Annotated in this window: 16 protein-coding genes; 7 read left to right on the top strand and 9 right to left on the bottom strand. The window is 67.0% G+C overall.

Annotation, left to right across the window (positions count from 1 at the left end; genetic code table 11):
* Positions 1-9 precede the first annotated feature (9 nt).
* The gene (locus tag QWL29_RS08960; protein ID WP_305822544.1) at positions 10-1,560 is read right to left on the bottom strand and encodes a tryptophan halogenase family protein; all 1,551 of its coding nucleotides are present in this window, start codon (positions 1,558-1,560) and stop codon (positions 10-12) included.
* Between the two features lie 382 nt (positions 1,561-1,942).
* Entirely contained in the window at positions 1,943-5,038 is a 3,096-nt protein-coding gene (locus QWL29_RS08955; RefSeq protein ID WP_305822543.1) for a TonB-dependent receptor, read from the bottom strand.
* Positions 5,039-5,437: 399 nt separating this feature from the next.
* Between QWL29_RS08955 and QWL29_RS08950 the strand changes: the two genes are divergently transcribed.
* Both QWL29_RS08950 and QWL29_RS08945 read left to right on the top strand, forming a co-directional pair.
* A complete protein-coding gene (locus tag QWL29_RS08950; protein ID WP_305822542.1) occupies positions 5,438-6,253 on the top strand; it encodes a glycoside hydrolase family 16 protein in 816 nt (271 codons plus the stop codon).
* 146 nt (positions 6,254-6,399) lie between these two features.
* Complete coding sequence (locus tag QWL29_RS08945; protein WP_305822541.1) at positions 6,400-8,022, top strand: M28 family peptidase; 1,623 nt, start codon at positions 6,400-6,402, stop codon at positions 8,020-8,022.
* A gap of 17 nt (positions 8,023-8,039) precedes the next feature.
* Here the strand turns inward: QWL29_RS08945 and QWL29_RS08940 are convergent, their stop codons facing one another.
* Positions 8,040-9,593, bottom strand: a complete 1,554-nt coding sequence (locus QWL29_RS08940; RefSeq protein WP_305822540.1) for a sensor domain-containing protein — start codon at positions 9,591-9,593, stop codon at positions 8,040-8,042.
* Positions 9,590-9,901, bottom strand: coding sequence for a GAF domain-containing protein (locus tag QWL29_RS08935; protein ID WP_305822539.1), 312 nt, complete (start codon positions 9,899-9,901; stop codon positions 9,590-9,592). Before QWL29_RS08935 ends, QWL29_RS08940 begins: the two co-directional genes overlap by 4 nt.
* A 283-nt stretch (positions 9,902-10,184) precedes the next feature.
* Between QWL29_RS08935 and QWL29_RS08930 the strand changes: the two genes are divergently transcribed.
* The 4 genes from QWL29_RS08930 (at position 10,185) to QWL29_RS08915 (ending at position 14,549) form a co-directional block, all read left to right on the top strand.
* On the top strand, positions 10,185-10,679 hold the full coding sequence (locus QWL29_RS08930; RefSeq protein WP_370663683.1) for a chemotaxis protein CheW: 495 nt from the start codon (positions 10,185-10,187) through the stop codon (positions 10,677-10,679).
* Between the two features lie 33 nt (positions 10,680-10,712).
* A complete protein-coding gene (locus tag QWL29_RS08925; protein WP_305822537.1) occupies positions 10,713-12,398 on the top strand; it encodes a methyl-accepting chemotaxis protein in 1,686 nt (561 codons plus the stop codon).
* A 296-nt stretch (positions 12,399-12,694) separates the two neighbouring features.
* Complete coding sequence (locus QWL29_RS08920) at positions 12,695-13,738, top strand: aldose epimerase family protein (protein ID WP_441295505.1); 1,044 nt, start codon at positions 12,695-12,697, stop codon at positions 13,736-13,738.
* A gap of 7 nt (positions 13,739-13,745) precedes the next feature.
* Positions 13,746-14,549 carry an SMP-30/gluconolactonase/LRE family protein gene (locus QWL29_RS08915; protein WP_305822536.1) on the top strand — a complete coding sequence of 268 codons (804 nt, stop codon included), beginning with the start codon at positions 13,746-13,748 and terminating at the stop codon, positions 14,547-14,549.
* A gap of 215 nt (positions 14,550-14,764) precedes the next feature.
* On the opposite strand, the gene QWL29_RS08910 is transcribed toward QWL29_RS08915, so the two are convergent.
* From QWL29_RS08910 to QWL29_RS08890, 5 genes are read right to left on the bottom strand one after another with little or no spacing between them, the layout of a single operon-like run.
* A complete protein-coding gene (locus QWL29_RS08910; RefSeq protein WP_305822535.1) occupies positions 14,765-15,562 on the bottom strand; it encodes a hypothetical protein in 798 nt (265 codons plus the stop codon).
* Positions 15,563-15,570: 8 nt separating this feature from the next.
* On the bottom strand, positions 15,571-16,722 hold the full coding sequence (locus QWL29_RS08905; RefSeq protein ID WP_305822534.1) for an HlyD family secretion protein: 1,152 nt from the start codon (positions 16,720-16,722) through the stop codon (positions 15,571-15,573).
* 10 nt (positions 16,723-16,732) lie between these two features.
* Entirely contained in the window at positions 16,733-18,178 is a 1,446-nt protein-coding gene (locus tag QWL29_RS08900) for an efflux transporter outer membrane subunit (protein WP_305822533.1), read from the bottom strand.
* A 32-nt stretch (positions 18,179-18,210) separates the two neighbouring features.
* On the bottom strand, positions 18,211-19,761 hold the full coding sequence (locus QWL29_RS08895) for an MDR family MFS transporter (RefSeq protein ID WP_305822532.1): 1,551 nt from the start codon (positions 19,759-19,761) through the stop codon (positions 18,211-18,213).
* A 14-nt stretch (positions 19,762-19,775) separates the two neighbouring features.
* The gene (locus tag QWL29_RS08890) at positions 19,776-20,231 is read right to left on the bottom strand and encodes a MarR family winged helix-turn-helix transcriptional regulator (protein WP_305822531.1); all 456 of its coding nucleotides are present in this window, start codon (positions 20,229-20,231) and stop codon (positions 19,776-19,778) included.
* Positions 20,232-20,419: 188 nt separating this feature from the next.
* Here QWL29_RS08890 and QWL29_RS08885 point away from each other — a divergent pair, with 188 nt between their 5' ends.
* Positions 20,420-21,280, top strand: a complete 861-nt coding sequence (locus QWL29_RS08885; protein WP_305822530.1) for a hypothetical protein — start codon at positions 20,420-20,422, stop codon at positions 21,278-21,280.
* Positions 21,281-21,304: the final 24 nt, after the last annotated feature.

Genomic DNA, 21,304 nt, shown 5'->3' with positions numbered 1-21,304 from the left:
TGTGGTTATCTAGTGGCGCGGCAGGCCGTGGCTGCGGATATGGGCGAGCAGCTCGCGATTCGCCGGCAGGGCGGGCAACATGCGCCGCGTCAGGTCGGCCGCCTCGCGGAAGTAGCTGTCGGCAAGAAGGCCGTCGCCGCGGCGGGTAGCGCCGGCCTCGTTACGCCAGCCCATCCCGTACAGCACATACTGCCAGCTGGCGGTCGGGAAGACTTCCTCGATGCGCGGGAAGTCGCCGCGCATCGGCGCGCGGTAGCGCCACAGCGACAGCAATTCCTGCAGGCGTTCGGGAATTGACTTGGGCGTGCGGTTATCCAGCCAGTAGGCGCTGTCCTCGCGCCGGCTCAGCACGTAGTGCAGCTTGAGGAAGTCGATCACGCGTTCCCAGCGGTAGCGGAAAGTGTCGTTGAAGCGGTGCGCGACGGCGTCCATGTGGTCGCGCGTAACCGGCATCTCGTCGACGATCATCGCCGCCGACAGTTCGACCATGGCCAGGGCCGAGGCTTCCAGCGGCTCGATGAAGCCGCTCGACAGGCCGACCGCCACGCAGTTGCGGTGCCAGAAGTGCTCGCGGTAGCCGGGCTGGAAGCTGATCTTGCGTGGAGTCGGGCAGTCCTGCGGCCCGCCGCTGGCGGCGAGGTAGGCGCGCAGGTCGCGCTCGGCCTGCTCGTCGCTCGTGTGGGCGCTGGAGTAGACATGGCCGACGCCGCGCCGGGTCGGCAGGCCGATGTCCCAGATCCAGCCGGCGCGTTGGGCGGTGGAGGTGGTCTGCGAGGCTATGGGCGTGTCGTCGCTGGCGTACGGCACCTGCACCGCCAGCGCGGTGTCGTTGAACAGCACGTGCTGCTGCGACAGGAAGGGCACGCCGTAGTGCTGGCCGAGCAGCAGCGCGCGCATGCCGGTGCAGTCGACGAACAGGTCGCCTTTCAACAAGCCGTGATGCCGGGTGCGCAGGGCGGCGATGTCGCCGTCCTCATGCGACTCGATGCCGAGCACGTGGTCGGGCACGTAGTGCACGCCGAGGCGCTCCAGGCAGTGTTTTTTGAGGAACTGGCCGAACTTGCCGGCGTCGAGGTGGTAGCCGTAGTTGGCCACCGCCGCGAATTCCGGCGTGGCCGCCTGCTTCGGTGCGCGGCCGGCCATGCACAAATGGGGCTGGTAGCTGGCCAGGTCGGCGAAGGGTACGCCGGTATGGGCTTCCTGCCAGCGCTCGACCAGGTTCGCCTCGCCGTAGCCTTGCGGCAGCGAGAACGGGTGGAAGTAGTAGTCGTTGTCCTGGCCGCTGCTCCAGCGCGCGAACAGCGAGCCTTGCTTGAAGGCGGCGTCGCACTCGCGCAAGAAGTCGGATTCGGAAACGCCGATGCGGCGCAGGGTGTCGCGCATCGAAGGCCAGGTGCCTTCGCCGACGCCGATAGTGGCCACGTCGGGCGATTCGACCAGGGTCACGCGCAGGCCGTCGGGGGAGTTCGCCCGGTGCTCGGCCGCGATCAGGCCGGCGGTCAGCCAGCCGGCCGAACCGCCGCCGACGACGACCACGTGGCGGATGGTGCTACTCGCCATGGAAGGGTTTCCAATGTGAAGAAGTTGCTGGAAGTTTATTGCACTCTGACCAAAAAAACCACGAAAAGGCGAGGTACCGATGGCGTTTTTCGGCCTGCGGCATTGATCGTACGGTGGGCACTCCGTGCCCACGCGGAATGCGGCGCCATGTTGGCGCTGTTGCTATCGCGACGATGGATGCTTATTGACGCGTCCAAATGATCATTCGAGACGTTTCGATCGGCTCGGGGCACGTGTTCAAACGGCGCCAACACGACGCGACGTTCCGCGTGGGCACGGAGTGCCCACCGTACGGTTAGCGCCGCGGCTCGATGCAAGCCCAAGGATCATCATCGAAAAAAAGCCACGGCGTTCCTCCGCCGTGGCTTTTTACATCACCCGATCAGAACTTGTACCGCGCACCCAGCATGTAGCGCGGCCCGCTCTGGGTCGCATACAGCACCTGGTTCTTGGTACGGCCGTGCGAGCGCATGGTTTCGTCGGTCAGGTTGATGGCCTCGAACTGGAAGCTCAGGCGGTCGTTGTACGCGTAGCCGATCGAGAGGTCGACCTGCTTGTACGGCTCCTGGTAGATCGGGTTCGGGCCGGCGCTGTCGAAGGTCGCCGACAGGAACTCGTCGCGCCAGTTCAGGGCCGCGCGCACCGTCCACTTGTCGTTCTCGTAGATGCCGACCAGGTTGGCCGAGTCGCTCAGGCCGACCAGTGCGAACTGCTCGCCCATGCTGGCGTTGTCGAACTTCAGGCCCGAGTCGACGAAGGTGTAGTTTGCCGACAGGCCGAAGCCGCTGTTGCCGAACATGTGCTGCACATTCAGCTCGGTACCGTACAGCATGGCGCGCTTCTGATTCGAGAACGAGGTGATCTCGAAGTTGGCGATCGGGTCGCCCGGCTGGCCGACGATCTCGCCGCGCGGGTTGCCCGAGCCGTCGACGCCGTTCTGGATCACGCCCGGCTGGCCGGCCTTGTTGCGGAAGATGTAGTTGCGGATGCAGGTCGTGTCCGAGTTCGCGCAGCCGTTGGCAATCGCCTCGTTCCAGAAGGCGCCGCCCACCGGGGTGTGCAGGTTGAACGGCTGGGCCGTGACCTTCGACTGGCCGGCGTAGTTCTTCAGGTTCTTGCGGAAGTGGCCGATCGAGAAGAAGCTCTGCTTGTCGTAGTACCACTCGTAGGACAGGTCGGTGTTCTTCGACTTGACGGGTTTCAGGCCCGGGTTGCCCTGCGAGCCGTCGCCGCCGATCACACGCCCCAGCTCGACCAGGATCTGGCCGCCGGCGATCTGGTCCCAGCGCGGACGGCCGATGGTTTCGCCGTAGGCGAAGCGCAGCTTCATGTCCGGGCGCAGGTCGACGTCGGCGTCCAGGGTCGGCAGGAAGTAATGGTACTTGCCCGAGAGGCTGGTGAAGCTCGGCTCGCCGAAGCGGACCTTGAACTCGTTCTGCGACTCCCAGCTGTAGGCAGTGGCGATCGGGACCAGCGCGGTCGAGAACACGTGGGTGTTTTCGTAGCGTACGCCGATGCCGGTGTGGACCGGCAGGCCGAAGTCCCAGTCGGTGTTGAACTGCAGGTACAGGCTCTTCGAGCGCTCGCGGGTGCGCTGGTCGGTGTCGTAGGTGGTCTTCGGCAGGTACAGGTTCGGCTGGCCGGAAGCCTGGGCCGCGATATCGCGCACCTGGCCGAAGTCGAAGGTGTAGAAGGTGTTGAACAGGTTCGGGTTGTCGCTGCCGTTGAGCTTGTCGAAGTACTGGCGCAGGCTTTCCTGGTGCCAGACGCTGCTCGGGTAATCGGCCGCGCTGGTGGCGCCGCCCCAGGTTTCGCGCTGCTGGTTCGAGAAGGCCGAGCGGTTGTTCTGTTCCGTCAGCGCCAGGCCGAAGTTCAGTTCCGACGCTTCGAACAGCTTCAGGCTGCCCTTGGCCTGGGCCTGCTCGACTTCGCCCTTCATGTAGCCGTTCTGGAAGGTCGAGCCGGTGACCTGCTGGCCGGCGCGCGCGAAGTCGGCGCCGACGATGCCCAGCACCGGGAAGTCCTGGGTGAAGTCGGCGCTGGTGGTGCCGCGGCTGAAGCTGGCGGTGCCGAGGGTGTTCGACGAACCCCATGGGCTGTCCGGGGTCGATTCGGCGCTCGATTTGTGGGCGTCGAATTCCAGGCGCAGGTCGCTGTTCGGCTTCCAGACGGCGTTGAAGCCGAGCGACTTGTTCTGGGTGCGGGTGGCGAAGTCGGCGCCGCCCATGGCGATGTCGCTGGTGGCCGGGTTGATGATCTCGGTATAGGTCAGCGGCGGCGCGACGCCGCCCACCGGGTCGCCCCAGCTGCTGCTCGACGGGCCGAAGTTGAACCAGGCCGACATGTCCTGGCGGCGGGTGTGGATCTTGTTTTCGGAATAGGTGTAGTCGAGGGTGGTGGTCAGGGCCTTGCTCGGCGCGTACTGCAGCACCAGCTGGCCGTTGGTGCGCTCGCGCTGCACGCCGCTCATCGAGTAGTTCAGGTTCTGCGGCACCGAATAGATGGTGTCGCCCGACGGACGGTTGACGATGTTGGCGCCGCCCGGCGTGTTCGCCTGCGGGATGTTGCCCCAGGCGCCGCTGTCGCCGGCGGCGATCGGGCCGCGCCAGCCGCCCGGCACCGCGGCCTGGTTGTAGCCCAGGTGGCGTTCCTGGTAGCTGCCGCTGATGGCGATGCCGAACTTGCCGTCGGCCGTGGCGTTGCTGTAGATGCCCGAGATCTCCGGCGTCACCTTGTCCATGCCGTGCTTGACGTCGCCCGGCAGTTCGCTGGCCGAGCTGTCGTGCACGCCCTTGATGCCGATGCTGGCCTGCTTGCCGTTGCGCTCGAGCGGACGCGCGGTCATCACGTTCAGGGTGGCGCCGATGCCGCCGGTCGGGGAGTCGGCGCGCGCCGTCTTGTACACCTGGATCTGGGAGATGGCTTCCGAGGCGATGTTGGCGAAGTCGTAGGCGCGGCCGTTGCGGTCGCCCAGGTTCGAGGTCGGCATCTGGCGGCCGTTCAGCAGCACCAGGTTGAAGTCGGGGCCGACGCCGCGCACGGTGACCTTCGAGCCTTCGCCGATTTCGCGGTCGATCGAGACGCCGCTGATGCGCTGCAGCGATTCGGCCAGGTTGGTATCCGGGAATTTGCCGATGTCTTCGGCGACGATGCCGTCGACGATGCCGGTGGCGTTGCGTTTCATGTTCAGCGACGAGGCCATGCTCTGGCGGATGCCCTTGACCAGGACCACCTGCGGTGCGGCGGTGGCATCGGCGACGACGCCCGAATTCGGGCTGGCGCCGCTGGCCTGGTCGGCGGTGGCGCCGTTGCCGCTGGCCTGGTCGGCGTTTGCTCCCGTGTTCGCGCCGGTGGCGCTACCGCTGGTGCTGGTGGCGGGCTGGCCGGCTTCCTGCGCGTATGCCGGCGCCAGGAAGGCGCCGCAGGCAGCGGCGACGGCCAGGCTGATGAGTTTCTGCTTTGCCAAAGGGTAGTGCATGTGTTCTCCTCTTTTCTTATAGATTTGATTGTCAGCCACATCTGGCCGGGTCTCCGCACCCGGCCGGCCGACATGCCGCTTTGTCTCGTTGCTGTGTCTTTGCTGCCGCGCTGCCCAACACGAAAGGCCGACTGCATCCCTGAACCGGAGCAGCGGCGCTTCGTCGTTCTTACGTGTGCCACCTGGTTTTTCGTGGCGCTTTGTTGGAAACTGTGGAAACGTTTCCATATGTTCTGAATGAATAGTAGGCTTAGGAAAAAAAATTGTCAACGGAATATTCTTCGGGACAAGGTTTTGGGTTATTAGCGCAACAACAGGGCGCGCGTTGACACTTGAAACGGACGGGTGTTACATTTTCCGCGGGGTGCTGGTAACGTTTCCAAAAACAAGGAGGGGCGGATGGGAAAACGGTGGATGGCGCTGGCCGCTGCGGCGCTGGCATTGGGTAGCGGCGCAGGGCAGGCACAGAGTCCGGCACAGGCGCAGCCGATCCCGGTTCCGGCCGGCTGGGCCATCGACTGGCACGACGAGTTCGACGGCACGCTTCTCGACCGCAGCAAGTGGGTGCCCGAACCGGGCGGCAGCGGCAACGGCAACAACGAACAGCAGTTCTATACCGAGCGGCCCGAGAACCTGCGCGTCGTCGACGGCATGCTGGTGATCGAAGCGCACCGCGAAGCCTGGGGCGGCAAGGAATTCACCTCGGCGCGCATCAAGACGGCCGGCCTGCAGGAGCGCACCTATGGGCGCTACGAGGCGCGCATCCGGATTCCGCGCGGGCAGGGCATCTGGCCGGCCTTCTGGATGCTGGGCGCCGACATCAAGACGGTCGGCTGGCCGCGCTGCGGCGAGATCGACATCATGGAAAACATCGGCAAGGAGCCGGGCCTGGTGCACGGCACCCTGCACGGGCCGGGCTATTCGGGCGAGCATGCTTTTGGGGCGCCGTCGAAGCGCGAGAGCGGGGCGTATGCCGACGGCTTCCATGTGTATGCGGTGGAGTGGGAGCCGCAGCGGATCCGCTGGTACCGCGACGGCATCCTGTACCACACGGCCACGCCCGCGATGGTGAAAGGGGAGTGGGTGTTCGAGCATCCGTTCTATGTGATTTTGAACCTGGCGGTGGGCGGGTATTGGCCGGGGTATCCAGATGCGACCACGGTGCTGCCGCAGCGGATGCTGGTCGATTGGGTGCGGGTGTACAAGCGTCCGTAATAGGGGTGACAGCGCAGATGAGCACATGGTGAGACCGCGTGGGCTCGGGAGCCCACCCTACCGCACATGTTGCCCACCCCCGGCCAACCATGTCCACCCACCTGCGGTACCATGTTGCCATCCTCACCACCCATGGAACCATCACGATGCGTCTTCGCCCTCCCGTACTGACCGCCTGCGCCGCCCTCATCCTGTCGTGCCCCGCGTTCGCCCAGGAAGCGCCGCTGCTCAAGGAGCCGGCCTTGCGCGCCCACCTGTCCTTTTTGGCCGACGACCTGCTGGAAGGCCGCGGCACCGGCCAGCGCGGCGGCGACCTGGCGGTGCGCTACCTGGAAACCCAGGCCGCGGCCATCGGCCTGCAGCCGATGCCGGGCGGCGGCTACCGCCAGCCGGTGCCGATCGTCGGCACGCGCCTGGTGTCGGGCGAGGTCAGCTTCGACGCCGGCGGCAAGCGCATCGCGCCGAAACTGGGCCAGGAAATCGTGTTCGGCACCGGCAGCGGCAAGGCGGACGTCGCCTTTGATGCGCCGCTGCTGTTCGTCGGCTACGGCGTCTCGGCGCCCGACGAACAATGGGACGACTACAAGGGCCAGGACGTGAAGGGCAAGATCCTGGTCATGATGGTCAACGACCCGCAACCCACCGCCGAGGAGCCCAACCGCTTCGCCGGCAAGGCCTACACCTGGTATGGCCGCTGGCTGTACAAGTTCGAGGAAGCGGTACGCCGTGGCGCGGCCGGTGCGCTGCTGATCCACACCACGCCGTCGGCCTCCTACGCCTGGAGCGTGCCGGCCAACAGCTTCTCGCACGAGCGCTTCCGCCTCGCCAGCCCGGGCAACGGCGTCGAAGGCTGGCTGCAGGAAGACACCGCGCGCGGGCTGTTCGCCGCCGCCGGTTTTGATCTCGACACCCTGCGCGCCCAGGCCGAGCGGCGCGACTTCAAGCCGGTCGACCTCAAGACGAAGGTCAGTGTGCAGATGAAATCGGCCGTGCGCCAGGTCGAGCAGTTCAACGTGGTCGGCGTGGTGCCGGGCAGCGACCCGAAACTCAAGGATCAGGCAGTGGTGTACTCGGCGCACTGGGACCACTTCGGCATCGACGAGAAGCTGGGCAGCGAGGGCGACCACGTGTTCAACGGCGCCATCGACAACGCCACCGGCACCGCGGCCCTGCTGGCCATGGCCGCCGAAGCGGTGCGTAAACCAGCGCGCCGCACCCAGGTGTTCCTGTGGCCGGCAGCGGAGGAGCAGGGCCTGCTGGGCAGCGCCGCGTACGTGGCGAATCCGGTGGTGCCGCTGGCGAAGACCGCCGCCGACCTGAACCTCGACAGCCTGAATTTTGTCGGACGCACGCGCGACATCGGCGTGCCCGGCGCCGAGCGCAGCAGCCTGTACGACACGGCAGCCGTGGTGGCGAAGAAGATGGGTCTCAAGCTCGCGCCGACGATTCCCGACATGTCGGGCGCCTACTTCCGCGCCGACCACTTCAACTTCGCCAAGGCCGGCGTGCCGGCCTTTAACGTCGGCTCGGCGGTGTTCTCGGGCGACGGCCACTTCACCTTCGAGCACGACCAGGCCCACGCCAGCGCGCAGATGGTCGGCTTCAAGCAGGATTACCACCAGGTGAGCGACGAGTACCGTCCGGAGTGGGATTTGTCGGGCATGCTGCAGCAGGCCCAGTTCACCCTGAATCTGGGTTACGCGGTGGCCAACGCGCCGGCCATGCCGACCTGGAAGAAGGGCGATCCGTTCGGCAGCGTCAAGCGTTAAGGATCAAACAATAAGCATCACGGCGCCGGCGGGCAGATGCGCCCCTTGCCGGCGCGCTTGGCCTGGTACATGCGCTCGTCGGCTTCCTTGATCAGCGCCTCCGGGCTGGCGCCGCCGTTCGGCGCGAACAGGGCCAGGCCGATGCTGGCGCCCACCTGGGCCGAACCGCTGTCGACATCTACCGGACGGCTGACGGCGTCGATGATCTTGGCGGCCGCCACGTGGGCGCTGCCGGCGTCGTGCAGGCCTTCGAGCAGCACGGTGAATTCGTCGCCGGCCAGACGGAACACGCTGTCGGTCTTGCGCACCACGCCGCGCAGGCGTATGGCGATTTCGCTCAGCAGGCGGTCGCCGGCTTCGTGGCCGTGGGTGTCGTTGACGGCCTTGAAGCCGTCCAGGTCGATGAACAGCAGGCCCAGGCTCTGGCCGCTGCGGTTCGCGCGCGACTGGGCGATCGGCAGGGTTTCCATCAGCGCGCGCCGGTTCAGCAGGCCGGTCAGCATGTCGTGGCGCGATTCGAACTCGCGCCGCGATTCGGCCTGCTTGCGCTCGGAGATGTCGTGCAGGAAGGCGCTGTACATCCGCGTACCGCGCACCTCGAGCTCGTTGACGCGCGCTTCCACCGTCAGCAGCGTGCCGTCCTTGCGCATCGCCGGCAATTCCACGCGCTTGCCGAGCTTGGAGGCGGCGCTGCCGGTCAGGTAGCGCAGCAGGCTGCCGGGGTGGGCGCGCAGCAGGTCCGGCGGCACGATCAAACTTTCCAGCTGACGCCCGGCCGCTTCCAGCGGGCCGTAGCCGAAGGTTTCCTCGGCGGCGCGGTTCCAGACCGTGACCGCGCCGTTGGCATCCAGTCCGATGTAGGCATCGTTGGCGTTCTCGATCACGCTGCGCAGCTCGGCCTCGCGCTCGCGCAGCTGGTTGGTGCGGGTCGCCACCCGCTGTTCGAGATCGGCATGCAGGGCGTCGAGCGAGGCCTGCGCTTCCTTCTGGGCCCCGATGTCCTTGACCACGGCGATCAGGTAGTCGACGTCGCCGCCCGCGCCGCGCTTGGCGCTGACGTTCAGGTTGACCCACACCGTGCCGCCGTCCTTGTGGATGTAGCGCTTCTCGAGCTGGTACTGGGAGATGGCGCCGGCGCGCAGCTGCGCGAGCTGGGCCAGGTCGATGTCGAGGTCGTCGGGGTGGGTGATGTCCTGGAAGGTCTTGCGCATCAGTTCTTCTTCGGAATACCCGACGATGCCGCACAGGGTGCGGTTCACGCTCAGCCAGCCGCCATGCGGCGAGAGCATGGAAATGCCGATGCTGGCCAGGTCGAAAATGGTGCGAAAGCGCGCCTCGCTGGCGTCGAGCACGGCCTCGGAATGCTCCAGGTGGCGCCCGGCCACGGCCAGGCGCTCGCGGTACTGCACTTCCTTTTGCACGATGTCGGCCAGGTCGATCAGGATGCACAGCTCGTCGGCGGTGAGCACGCGCGCATGGTCGTCGATGGCGCACAGGGTGCCGATCGGCAGGCCGCCGGACGATCGGATCGGCACGCCGGCATAGAAGCGGATGTTGGGCGAACCCGTCACAGCGGGTTGTCGGCGAAGCGCGCGTCGCTGCTGGCGTCGGCCACCACCAGCGGCTGGTCCTGCAGGATGGCGTGCGCGCAGAAAGCCTGTTCGCGCGGGGTCTCGAGCGCGTCCATGCCGACGCGCGACTTGAACCACTGGCGGTCGGCGTCGACCAGCGAGAACAGGGCGGTGGGCACTTTCAGCAGGCGCGCCACCAGGCGCGTGATGCGGTCGAAGACTTCTTCGGCTTCGGTGTCGAGCAGGCGGAGCGAAGCGAGCAGTGTCTGGCGTTCGGCTTCGTTGGGCGGATAACTGGCTGCGGGCATGGGTTCCTGGTACGGCGCCGGCCGTGGCCGGTCACCATGTTTGCATGTTGTCGCCCTTACTTTAGCAGATCGCCGCAAGAGGCTTGCAGGCCAATTGTCTTTCGTAAAGACAACGGGACAGGGGGGCAAAGCCTTGTTCAATTCGCACGGGCTGTCGCATTTTGGCGATGCATTTTCTTCGATTTCACATATTTTTTCGATGAATTAACAGTTCTCCATCGAATTCCCGCCGCAGACGCCGTAATCTGCTTTCCATGCGGCAATTCATGCCACGCGGTGATCGATGAATAGGGGAGTGCTGGTGAGCGAATCGAGCAACAATGAACTGGAAGTGCTGTCCTTCCGCCTCGGTAAGGAAGAGTACGGCATCAGCATCCTGACGGTGCAGGAAATCCGCGGCTACGGGGCCGTCACGCGCATCGCGAATGCGCCGGCCTTTTTGAAAGGCGTGATCAACCTGCGCGGCCAGATCGTGCCGATCGTCGACATGCGCATCAAATTCTCGCTCGGCCAGGCCGGGTACGACAGCTTCACCGTGGTCATCATCCTGAACATCGGCCGCCAGGTAATCGGCATGGTGGTCGACAGCGTCTCCGACGTGGTCACGCTGGCGCCGGACCAGGTGCGCCCGGCCCCGAGCATCGGCGGCGGCATCGATGCCGACCACCTGCTGGGCCTGGGCACGGTGGGCGAACGCATGCTGATCCTGCTCGACATCGAGCGCCTGATGGCCGCCCCCGACATGGGCCTGGCGGCTTCCGTGGCCGACGCGGCCTGACCTTATTCTTTATACCGTATGAATCTTTCGAACATGAACATCGCAAAGCGCCTGGCCATTGGCTTCGGCACCGTGGGCGTGCTGCTGCTGGGCAGCCAGGCCTTCAGCATCAGCATGGTCTCGCGCGTCAGCGCCGGCACCGCCGAACTGGCCGAGCGCAGCATCCCCAACACCAACGCCACCAACGCCGTGCTGACGGAAACGAACGACGTCGCTGTCGCCCTGCGCAACATGATGCTGGATAATGATCCGGCCGACCGCCAGAAGCAGCTCGAAGAGATCGCCTCATCGCGCAAGACCGGCCAGGAAAACCTCGACTTCCTGCGCAAGAGCCTGAACAAGCCCGACACGGTGGCCGCGCTCGAACGCATGCTGGCCGGTAACGCGAAGTACCTGCAGGGCCAGGAAGAACTCATCAAGCGCATCAACGCCGGCGACGATGCCGGCGCGCGCGCCTACCTGAAGGACGTGCTGCGCCCCGCACTGCGTGACCTGAAGAGCGCCGTGGGCGAACAGCTGGTGCTGCAGCAGAAGCTGGCCGCCGTGCGCTCCGAGGAGGCACGCGCCACCGAATCCTCGACCCGCATGCTGATGATTGCGCTGGCGCTGGTGTCGCTTGGCCTGGCCGTGCTGATCGCCTGGTGGAACACGCGCTCGATCACCCGTCCGCTGGCGCGCGCGCTGGACGTGGCGAACACGGTGGCCGCGGGCGACCTGACCAGCCGCATCGAGGTCACTTCGCGCGACGAGACCGGCCTGCTGCTGCAGGCGCTGAAGACCATGAACGAAAACCTGGTGCGCACGGTGAGCACGGTCCGTACCAGCACCGACACCATCGGCACCGCAGCGAGCGAAGTGGCGGCCGGCAGCCTCGATCTGTCGTCGCGCACCGAGCAGCAGGCGTCGTCGCTGGAAGAGACGGCGTCGTCGATGGAAGAACTCACCTCGACCGTGAAGCAGAACGCCGACAACGCGCGCCAGGCGAACACCCTGGCCGAGGCGGCGTCGAACGTGGCCGAGCGCGGCGGCCAGGTGATCGGCGAAGTGGTCGGCACCATGGACCGCATCAACAGCTCGGCCGGCAAGATCGCCGACATCATCGGCGTCATCGACGGCATCGCCTTCCAGACGAATATCCTGGCGCTGAACGCCGCCGTGGAAGCGGCGCGCGCCGGCGAGCAGGGCAGGGGCTTTGCGGTGGTCGCCACCGAAGTGCGCAACCTGGCCCAGCGCTCGGCCGCCGCCGCGAAAGAGATCAAGGGCCTGATCGGCGACTCGACCGACGCCGTGGCCGCCGGCAGCAAGCTGGTGAACGAAGCCGGCGCCACCATGAGCGAGATCGTCGACAGCGTGCGCCGCGTGACCGACATCATGAGCGAAATCACCGCCGCCAGCAGCGAGCAGACCGCCGGCATCGAGCAGATCAACGAAGCCGTGGCCCAGATGGACCAGGTGACGCAGCAGAACGCCGCGCTGGTGGAGCAGGCCGCTGCCGCGTCGGCCTCGATGCAGGAGCAGACGGCGAAGCTGGCCGAGGCGGTGAGCGTGTTCCGCGTCGACGCTTCGCTAGCCGCGCCGGTTGCGGCCGCTGCCCGCCCGGTGGTGCATGCCGCGCCGTCGCGTCCTGCGCTGGCCAAGCCAGCTGCCCCCGCCCCACGCAAGCCAGCCGCCAAACAGGCCGCCAAGGCCAGCGCCGACAGCGAATGGGAAGAGTTCTGATTCCTGAAAAGGAATCAGAACGGTAGGGTGGGTTCTCGAACCCACCGCTACACCGTTCGCGTAACTCCGGCCCCCGCCACTGCCCGTTTCCGTAGGGTGGGCACTTGTGCCCACGCGGTAGAGCATTGGATTGGTCGAATCGCTTCGCGAAGCAGTGCAGAGCGCGTGAGTACGACCGCGTGGGCACAAGTGCCCACCCTACGCACTGGCGCCCGCATTCCCACCGGCAAACCTGCGCAATCACTCCGCCCCTCCATGCTAGGATCGATCCATCACCACCACCGGATTCGATCCCCGTGCACATCCAGCAAGCCCCCTTCGGCACCCTCCCGACCGGCGGCCAGGTCAGCGTCTTCACCCTGACCAACGCCTCCGGCATGACCGTCAAGATCCTCGACCTCGGCGGCATCATCACCGAAATCCACGTCCCCGACCGCAACGGCACCTTCGCCGACGTCGCCCTCGGCTTCGACACCCTGGCCCCCTACCTCGGCGACAGCCCGTATTTCGGCGCCCTGATCGGCCGCTACGGCAACCGCATCGCGCGCGGCCGCTTCACGCTCGACGGCCAGGCATACACGCTCCCGGTCAACAACGGCAAGAACCACCTGCACGGCGGCGTGCCCGGCTTCGACCGCGTGCAGTGGCAGGCGCGCATCGATAACGACGAACTGGTGCTCAGCTACCGCAGCGTCGACGGCGAGCAGGGCTACCCCGGCACCCTCGACGCCACCGTGCGCTATAGCCTGACCGACGACAACGACATCGTGGTGCGCTTCCACGCCACGACCGACCGCGCCACCCCGGTCAACCTGACCCAGCACAGTTACTTCAACCTGGCCGGCGGCGGCTCCATCCTCGACCACGAACTGCTGCTCGACGCCGGGGCCTTTGTCCCGATCGATGCCGACCTGATTCCCTTCGGCGCGCTGGCGCCGGTGGGCGGCACGCCTTTCGATTTCGTCAGCGGCCGCCGCATCGGCGAACGCATCGCCGAAGACGACGAACAGCTGCGCCACGGCGGCGGCTACGACCACTGCTTTGCCCTGAACAAGCCAAGCGGCAAGGCACTGACGCGGGCCGCCCGTGTGATCGATCGACACTCGGGCCGCGTGCTGGAACTGTTCACCGAAGAGCCGGGCATGCAGTTCTACAGCGGGAACTTCCTCGACGGTTCCCTGACCGGCAAGGGGCAAACCTACGGCCACCGCAGCGGCTTCGCGCTGGAACCCCAGCACTTCCCGGATTCGCCGAACCAGCCGGCCTTCCCGAACACCATCCTGCGCCCGGGCGAAGTCTACGAAACCGAATCGCGCTTCCGATTCTCGGTGGAGCAGTAAGCAGACCATGGAGGGGCCGGGCGGCTACGCGATCTGGTGCGAGCGCAGCGGGCGCCTGTTCCACACCGATGGCGCGGCCATGCAGCTGCGCGCCTGGACGCCGGAGGGCGGGCAGCACCGATCCTGGCGCCTGCCCGAACCCTTGTACTGTTTTGCGCTCACCGCCAGCCGCGAGCGGCTCCTGCTCGGACTGGCGACGGGGCTCGCCTTTCTCGACCTGAACACCGGCCTGCTGGCGCCGGTGTGCGACATCGCGCCGGGCACACGCCCGAGCGATGGACGCTGCGACCGCCAGGGCCGCTTCGTGTTCGGCACCGCCGGTGTCGCGGAGGGTGCACGCGGCGGCTTCTGGCGCCTGCACCACGACCTGTCGCTGGAACGGCTGCCGCTGGGAGACTGTGTTTCGGCCACCGGCATCTGCTTCGGTCCGAATGGACGCACCCTGTACTTCGCCGATGCTTCCGTGCCGGGCATCCGGTGCTGCGACTACCATCCGTGTTCGGGCGAGATCACCCGGCCGCGGGTATTCGCCGCCGATGTAGCCGCGGGCGCGGCGGCGGTCGATGCCGATGGCTGCCTGTGGACCGTGCGCAAGGGAGCGCGGCAGTTGCGGCGCATCGCCCCGGACGGCAGCGTCGAGCGTGTGCTGGCGGCCGATGCGCCGTGCGCGGGCTGGCCAGTGTTCGGCGGTCCTGGCCTGGAGACGCTGTACGTGCCGGCCGGTAGCGGCGAGTTCTTTGCCGACTATCTTCCGGGCCTGCGCGGACTGGCCGAGGAGCGCTTCCTTGGCCAGCTGCCATCGCGCGCCTGATGCTGCATGCGTTCGCAAACGCGTGGGCACGGGGCGCCCACCCTACGAATTCAATTGTTAGCGGCTGCGGTGACGTAGAGGATGTGAAAAATTGTCAGGGCAAGGCGCCGAGTCGAAGACAGTACGAGCGTACGGCGAGACGAGGCAACGCAGCCATGGCGATTTTTTCACATCCTCGTAGGGTGGGCGCTCCTGTGCCCACGCGTAAACTCTGATCAGCCCCCTGCCTGGATCGCCAGCAGATTAGCCATTTGATCGAGCAATCTCGTTCGCGCAGCATCCAGCTGATCCGCATTCGTCTTCCCCGACAAGGCGCCACGCTCCTTGCGCCCTAAAAAGTACGCCACCCGCTCCGCATTCGCCCCCGACGGATGCGGCAGCCCATGCAAGATGCGCTCGCGCCGGATCACCCCCTCGCTCGCCAGCCACGCCAGCCCTTCGGCCACGCTGGCGCCCATCGGAATGTACAAGGCATCCGGCAAGGCCGCCGCTTCTTCGGCAAAGTAGCGCAGCACCTGCTCGCGCAGGAAAGGCGCCTTGGCCATGCCGGGCGAGCCGCTGTAGTTCTTGTCGCCGTCGAACACCGGATGGCGCAGGATGGCGCCAATATGCACCAGGTCCGCATCCACGTCGAACAAGCCTGCGCAGCTGGCGATGCCGAGCCAGCGATGCATGCCGATCGCATCGAGCAGCGCCACGAAGTTGGGCCGGATCGCCCCGCTGAAGGCGCCGCTCAAGCGCGCCGCGCGCAGCAGTTCGTCGTGCGAGGCGCCGGCCGCCAGCTGCCGTTGCGCCTCGCGCATCGCATACTTCCACTGCACGAAGCCCGGCGCGATGCCGACGATGACCAGCCGCGCCCGCGTGTTCACATGCTCGAAGGGGATGTAGTGGACGCTGTAGCGCCCCTCTCGCGCCAGCAGGAAGCGTGGCGGAATCTGCGCCGGCGTACTAACCGCATCCAGGTCGAGGCGTGCGATGTCGTCCAGGTAGCGCGGCAGCAGCAGTTCCGTCACGACGCGCCTCAGTTCACCAGATTACGGCTGACGATGGCGTCGGTGGCCACCTGCGCCTGCTGCAGCGGCTGGTCCAGCGCGGTGGTGGCATAGCGCGCCGGCGTGGAAGCCACCGCCCCCAGCGCCGTCCCATCCTTCTTGCTGATGTCGACATCCACCGTGGCCGACAAGCCCACGCGCAGCGGATGCCTGGCCAGCTCCGCCGGGTCGAGCGAAATGCGCACCGGCACCCGCTGCACCACCTTGATCCAGTTGCCGCTGGCGTTCTGCGCCGGCAGCAGCGAGAAGGCGCTGCCGGTGCCGGCGGCCAGGCCCATCACCTTGCCGTGGTAGGTGACGGCGCTGCCGTACATGTCGGCCTCGATGCGCACCGCCTGGCCGACGCGGATGTCGCGCAGCTCGGACTCCTTGAAGTTGGCGTCGACCCAGAGCTGGTCCAGCGGCACCACCGACAGCAGCGGCGCACCCGGCGCGATGCGGCTGCCAACCTGCACGCTGCGCTTGGCGACATAACCCGACACCGGCGCCACGATGGTATTGCGGCGCGTGGCCAGCCAGGCTTGCGTGTAGTCGGCTTTCGCGGCCAGCACGCTCGGGTGGTGGGCGGCGTCGACCCCGGACAGGCCGGCGCGCGCGGCCGAGACCTGCTTCAGCGCCACGTCCAGCGCAGCGCGCGCATCCTCGACCGCGCGGCGCGCATGCGCCACGTCTTCGCCCGACACCACCTGTTCGGCCGCCAGCGGCGCACGCCGTGCCAGGTCGTCCTGCGCGGTGGCCAAGGCGACCTTGCGCTGCTCGACCACGGCCAGCAATTGGTCGACGTTCGAATAGCGTTCGCGCTGCTGGCGCACGGCGCTGCCGAGGCGTGCTTCGGCCTGGGCCAGGGCGACTTCGGCGTCGGCCGGATCGAGGCGCACGATCTCGGCGCCGGCCTGCACCTGCTGGGTTTCGTCGGCGCGGATCTCGACCACGCTGCCGGCTACCTGTGCCGAGACGTTGACCAGGTTGCCGCCCACATAGGCGTTGTCGGTTTCGACGCGCTGCGACAGCACCAGCGTGTAGTAGGCACCGTAGGCGATGCCGGCGATGGCAAACACGCCGGTGATGCCCAGCAAAACGGCCTTGCGCTTGTTTGGATTGACGGAGGTTTCGGTAGTCATGGCTGCGGGTTCAATGTTGTCGGGTCGATGCCGGGGCGGAGGCGGCGGCGGTGGTGATGAGGGATTCGGCGCGGTAGCCGCCGCCGAGCGCGCGCACCAGCGCCACTTCGGTCTGCAGGCGCGCATCCTGCAATTGCAGGGCGCCGTCGCGCTGGCGCAGGGTCTCGAGCTGGGCCTGCAGTAGCGAGGAACGCTCGGCCAGGCCGCGCTTCAAACGCGTCTCGGCGCTGGCGGCCAGGCGGCTTGCTGCCTGCTCGGCCATGCCGTGGGCGCCGATCTCGCGGCCGATCCCTTGCAGCGTCGCGCCTTCGGCGGCCACGTCGCGCACGGCGGCCAGCACCGCGTCGTTGTATTCAGCGAGAAGGGCATCGCGCCCGGCGCGCGCCACGCCGAGGCTGGATTCCAGGCGGCCGCTGTCGAACAGCGGCAGTTCCAGCGTGGCGCCGCCGAGCATGGTACGGCTGGCGCCGCGCAGCAGCTTGCCGAGCGAGATCGCGTTCAGGCCGAGGGAACCGGCCAGGTTCAGGTCGGGATAGAAGGCCGCTTCGCTGGCGCGCACGCGGCCCAGCGCCGCCTCCACGCGCCAGCGCGCGGCCTGCAGATCCGGGCGCCGCGCCAGCAGCGCGATGCCGAGGGTGCGCGGCAGCGCGGCCGGCAGGGCAGGGGGCAGCTGGCGTTTCAGATTGTTCAAGTCGTCCGGTCCGGCCGCGGCCAGTGCGCGCAGGATCTCGCATTCGCGTGCGGCCTGGGTGCGCAGCAGTTCGCTCTGCTCGAGCGTGCGGCCCAGTTCCAGCTCGACGCCGCGCTGGGCGTCCACCGTCGCCAGGCCATGCGCCAGGCGTGCGTTGCGGTCGGCCAGCAGGCCGCGCTGCACCTTGGCCAGCGCGGCCAGGTTGTCGTCGCGCGCCCACAACAGCTGCAAGCGGAAATAGGACTGGGCAATCAGCGCCGTGAGGGCCTGGCGTGCCTGCGCGGCTTCCGCCGCATTCGCGTTGGCTTCGCCGACGGCCGCCGCCACCTGGGCGCGGTGCCTGCCCCACCAGTCGAAGTCATAGCTGCCGCGCACCTGCAGGGTCGAGTCGGTGTACCAGCTGCCGCCGATCGGTTCCGGGAACAGGCCGTTCGCCGAGTAGCGCTGGCGGTTCAGTCCCGCGCCCACGCCCACCTGGGCGCCGCCGGCGGCCTGCTCGGATTTCACCACGGCCCGGGCCACGGCAAAGCGTGCCTGGGCTGCGGCCAGCGTCGGGCTGGCGGCGAGCGCCTTGTCCATCAGGCTGTCGAGCTGCGGATCGTGGTAGTCGCGCCACCATTGTTCGACCGGCCAGGCGTCGCGCGCGAGGACGATGGTGTCGAGGTGCTGGGCCTGCGCAAAGTCGGGTCCTTTGGCCGTGCCCTGGTCGGCCGGCACATGGACGCAGCCGGCGAGAAGCAGCGCCGCGCCCGCAAATAAGGTCAATGAAAAGTGTCGCACTGGTTTGAATGTCATGGTTAATCGAGGGCGGCGTGGTCGACGGCGGCCGGCATGTCCGCGCGCTTCGGTGGACGGATCAGCAGCAGCATTGGAATCACGGCGGCGGTGAGCAGCATCATCAGCCAGTAGTCGTCGACGTAGGCGATCATCGAGGCTTGGCGCCCGATTTCGTTGTTGATCAGGGCGGCGCCGGCGTCGGTCGCCAGGTTGTAGACGCTGGCCGGGTCCTGCAGCGCCGGATTGGCGTTGTGGACCTGCGCCGCCAGCTCCGCATGCACGGTGCCGGTATTGCGCACCAAAAGCGTCTGCACCAGGGCGATGCCGATGCTGCTGCCGATGTTCCGGATCAGGCTATACAGGGCCGTGCCTTCGGCGCGCATCTGCGGCGACAGCGTGGCAAAGGTGGCCGCCGACAGCGGCACGAACACCAGGCCCAGGCCGATGCCCTGGATGATGCCGGGCCAGACGATGTCGGACTGCGACAGCACCAGGGTGTAGCCGGTCATCTGCCACAGCGAGAAGGCGGTGATCGCGAAGCCGGCGCCCAGCAGCAGGCGGAAGTCGACCTTGCCGGTCAGGCGTCCGACCACCAGCATCGCCAGCATCGTGCCCAGGCCCGAAGGCGCGGTCACCAGGCCGGCCAGCGCCGCCGGATAACCCATCAGACCTTGCAGCATGGTCGGCATCAGCGCGCGCGTGGCGAACAGCACCATGCCGACGATGAAGATCAGGAACAGGCCGGTGACGTAGTTCGGGTTCTTCAGCAGGCGGTAGTCGAGGAAGGACTGGCCGGCCGGGCGTAGCAGCGTGTGGGCGACGAAGTAGGACAGGCTCAGGGCCAGCAGTACGGCTTCGAGCCAGGTTTCGCCGGACGCGAACCAGTCGTTCTGCTCGCCGCGGTCGAGCAGCATCTGCAGCGCGCCGATGGCCAGGCTGAGGGTGATGAAGCCGAAGCTGTCGAACTTCACGCGGCGCACGGCCGGCGTCGGGCGGATGTAGCGCCAGATGCCGTAGAAGGCGAGCGCGCCGACCGGCACGTTGATGAAGAACACCCAGCGCCAGTTGTAGCTGTCGGTCAGCCAGCCGCCCAGCGTGGGCCCGAGGATGGGGCCGATCATCACGCCCATGCCCCATACCGCCATCGCCGAGCCGTGCTTTTCCTTCGGGTTGATGTCGAGCAGGACCGATTGCGACAGCGGCACCAGGGCCGCGCCGAACACGCCCTGCAGCACGCGCGCGGCGACGATCTGGGTCAGCGAACCGGCCACGCCGCACAGCACCGAGGCGATCGTGAAGCCGGCCACCGAGACCAGGAAGACTTTCTTCAAGCCGAAGCGGTCGACCAGCCAGCCGTTCAGCGGCGTGGCAATCGCAGCGGCCACGATGAAGGAAGTCAGCACCCAGGTGATCTGGTCGGTGGAAGCCGACAGGCTACCCTGCATGTGCGGCAGGGCCACGTTGGCAATCGTCCCGTCCAGCGCCTGGATGATGGTGGCGAGCATGATCGAGATGGTGATCATGCGGCGGTTCAGCGGGACATCGGAAAGAGGCGCGGGTACGGCTGCCATGCTTGCGGCACTGCTCACAGACGCTCTCCGATCCGCGCGCGCAGGCCTTCCAGCAGCTCGGCGGCGGCGGTCAAGGTAGCCGGATCCAGGCCGTCGAGCATGGCCGAGCGGAAGGCGTCGGCTTCTTTCCTTACCTTGGCGTACAGGGCGCGGCCGTCGTCGGTGAGGTGGGCCAGCTTGACGCGGCGGTCGAGCGGCGACGGTTCGCGCCGCACCAGGCCGTCGCGCTCGAGGCGGTCGAGCATGGAAACGACCGAGGGACCTTCGATGCCGAGCAAATCGGCGAGGGCGCGCTGCGACAGCGGTTCCTTCGCCTTGGCGATCATGGCAATCGTCATCCAGCCGGACTGGCCGACGCCCAGGTCCTTCAGGCGCTTGTCGATGGCGATGCGCCATTCGCGCGCGGTGGCGTGCAGCGCCATCGAGAAGCCCTCGGCCGGGGACAGGCCAGGATTCGGTAGGTGGGACATGATGAGGTGTGTATTCAGTAGGTAGCTATCTATTTTAATATGGGCAACATATTTTAGTAAAGCGGGGAGGTGGAGTGGCAGGCGAACCCGCTGGTGCGGCCAGCGTGCGCGGCGGTGGAGTGATAAGCTGGGGTTAGGAATCCGCTTAAATAACTAAGCCGATTCTTAACCCTCGGGAGGAGACCGCCATGCCCACTGTCGCACTCGTCGCCGTCCACGGCATGGGCGAAACGCCGCGCGACTACGCGGCGGGCGTGTTCGGGCAAATGCGTTCGCGCCTGGGACCGGACCTGCGCGAGCGACTCGCCTGCTATTCGGTGTATTACCAGGGCATCCTGCAAAAGAACGAGCAGATGGTGTGGGACCGGGTCGACACCCAGAGCAAGGTGCACTACGACGATCTGCGCAGGTTTCTATTGTTCGGCTTTGCCGACGCCGCCGGGCTGGAAAACCGCAAGGAGATCCCGGGTTCGGTGTACGAACTGGCCCAGGGCAAGATCGCACGCAACCTGCTCGGCGCCTGCACGGCGAACCATGCGATGCCGGTGGTGTTCCTGGCGCATTCGCTGGGCTGCCAGGTGTTGTCGAGCTACCTGTACGACGCCCAGAAGGCGCGGGCCGGCGGGCGCGTGGAGGCGGGCGTGTGGCGCGACATCGATGGCTGGGCGCGCACGGCGATGGGCCGGGTGCTGAGCGAGCGAGAGAAGCATTACCTGGCGGGCGGCACCTGTAGCGGGATGCTGACCACCGGCTGCAATATCCCGATCTTCGTTGCGGCGCACCGCAACATGCACATCAAGCCGATCGCGCCGCCGACGCCGATTTTCCGCTGGCTGAACCTGTACGATCCCGACGATGTGCTGGGTTGGCCGCTGCAGCCGCTGTCGGAGGAGTACCGCGGGCTGGTGGAAGACCGCGCGATCAATGCGGGGGAGGGCGCGGTGAACTGGATGCTCAAGAGCTGGAATCCGCTGTCGCACAGCGCGTACTGGCAGGATGATGCGGTGCTGGCGCCGCTGGCGGGGATGATCAGGCGGATGATTGAATGATCGCGATGCTGTGATGATGTTGGC

Origin of the sequence: Massilia brevitalea, from assembly GCF_030711405.1 — a bacterium.
Classification (GTDB): domain Bacteria; phylum Pseudomonadota; class Gammaproteobacteria; order Burkholderiales; family Burkholderiaceae_D; genus Telluria; species Telluria brevitalea.
Note: the sequence above shows the minus strand (reverse complement) of the source record. Positions and strands in the feature narration are given on the sequence as shown.